Source organism: Streptococcus sp. WM07 (assembly GCF_004570525.1).
Taxonomy (GTDB): Bacteria; Bacillota; Bacilli; order Lactobacillales; family Streptococcaceae; genus Streptococcus.
Genome location: NZ_SPPZ01000104.1, coordinates 1 through 1,683, shown reverse-complemented (window position 1 = coordinate 1,683; position 1,683 = coordinate 1). Strand labels below are relative to the sequence as shown.

At 39.2% G+C, this 1,683-nt stretch carries 3 protein-coding genes; 1 reads left to right on the top strand and 2 read right to left on the bottom strand.

Annotated elements, in window-relative coordinates; all coding sequences use genetic code 11:
• Positions 1 to 134: 134 nt before the first annotated feature.
• A complete protein-coding gene (locus tag E4T71_RS08530) occupies positions 135 to 626 on the bottom strand; it encodes a methylated-DNA--[protein]-cysteine S-methyltransferase (RefSeq protein ID WP_135038899.1) in 492 nt (163 codons plus the stop codon).
• A gap of 209 nt (positions 627 to 835) precedes the next feature.
• Here E4T71_RS08530 and E4T71_RS08525 point away from each other — a divergent pair, with 209 nt between their 5' ends.
• Positions 836 to 1,435, top strand: coding sequence for a nucleoside triphosphate pyrophosphatase (locus tag E4T71_RS08525; protein WP_135038897.1), 600 nt, complete (start codon positions 836 to 838; stop codon positions 1,433 to 1,435).
• On the opposite strand, the gene E4T71_RS08520 is transcribed toward E4T71_RS08525, so the two are convergent.
• Positions 1,342 to 1,683, bottom strand: a 342-nt coding sequence (locus E4T71_RS08520) for a transposase (protein WP_194181234.1), incomplete at its 5' end; no start/stop codon positions are given. The genes E4T71_RS08525 and E4T71_RS08520 overlap by 94 nt on opposite strands.

Below are 1,683 nucleotides of genomic sequence, written 5' to 3'. Positions count from 1 at the left end.
ATTGACTAAAAGGTTAGTCCAATATGAAAAAGACAAAGAAAAATCACAGACAAATTTGTATCTTTTGGCGAAAACCAAATACAAATTCTCTGTGATTTTTCAATTATTGGCTAGTTTTTGCCCAGCCTCTTGTTTTAGTTTTCATGCTCTAGAAGCCAAATTTTCCGTTCAATTCCACCGGCATAGCCAGTGAGACTACCATCATGACCTAGAATACGGTGGCAGGGGATTATGATGCTAATAGGATTATGACCGACTGCACCGCCAATGGCACGGGGAGAAGTGGGACGACCTGTTTTTTTCTCGAAGCTCTGAGCTAAATCTAGATAACTTCGAGTCTGTCCATAGGGGATTTCTAGCAGGAGTTTTAAGACTTCTTGCCGATAAGGAGTGACCTTTGGTGAGAGGGGAAGCGTATGTGGACTTGGATTTTTATGGGCGAAGTAAGTGTTTAGCCAATCGATACCTTGTTCTAAGATGGCATTGTTTCCTTTGGGAATGGTATTGAGGTCAAAGCCTGCTCCAAAGTAGGTCTGATCTTTAAACCAGATACTATGCAGGTTATGATCATTTGCGACTAGAATTAGCTTTCCTAGTGGAGAATGGAATTCTATTTGTTGGAGCATGCTTCACCTCTGTTCGTTTTTTACTAGTATAGCAAATATAGGGCTTTGTTGGTATAATGGGGGGGATAAACGGTCGTCAATACGAGGTATTTGCGATTTTTTATCTGAAAAACTTTATGGAACGAAGATAGAAATGACCCTAAAAAATTTCCCCAAAGCTAATTAGGGAACTGTTATAATGGGCTGAAAAATAAGTGAAAGGTGATGTAATGACTTATACAATTCAATACCAATTGTTAGGAAAATTCTCCAAACCAAAGGAAATCTATCTATTGAGTCAGTCTCCAAGACGGCGAGAACTCTTAGCTTTTCTTTCCCCTAAGATTGTTGGAGTGGAAGTGGATGAAAGAGCTATCGAGAGAGCTTCTATGAATAAATTTCAAGCTTTTTCTTTCTTGGAGCGGGCAGGGAGAACGTGTTGTGACTTGGCATTAGCGAAAGCACAAGCAGTTGAGGTGACAGATCCGACTATCCTAAGTATTTCTGCGGATACTATGGTTGTATTTGGGGAGACAATCTACAATAAACCAAGAGATCGTAAGGAAGCTAATACGATGTTTCGCTCCTATTTTGGACAGACCCACCAGGTTGTGACGGGCGTTTGTCTCAAACAGGGCGATTCTTTGGATGTATTCTATACGGTAGCTGATATCCGTTTTGTGGATTATTATCCAGAATTAGAGCCAGTTATTCAAGCTTATTTGGCATCTGATACTCATTCAGAATCAAAATTAGCAGATATCCATTCTCTATGGACAATCGATCGTAAGCGAGTAGTTGATAAGCTTTGGATAACTTCTTGCAACTGATCAATGACGTCATTCAATGATTTAAATGCTTTGTTCTTAAATCCTAATTTCCGAATCTCTGCCCAAACTTGTTCAATCGGATTCATCTCTGGTGTATAAGGTGGAATAAATGTAAATTCAATATTGCTAGGAATATCCAATGTCTGTGATTTATGCCAAACCGCATTATCCATCACCAAAATAATATAGTCGTTAGGGTAAGCTTCTGACAGTTGTCGTAAAAATTCATTCATCCAAGCCGTATTACA

Bases quoted from the DNA above. Each gene is read 5' to 3' on its own strand.
- E4T71_RS08530 (WP_135038899.1), bottom strand. From the start codon at position 626: ATGCTCCAACAAATAGAATTCCATTCTCCACTAGGAAAGCTAATTCTA.
- E4T71_RS08525 (WP_135038897.1), top strand. From the start codon at position 836: ATGACTTATACAATTCAATACCAATTGTTAGGAAAATTCTCCAAACCA.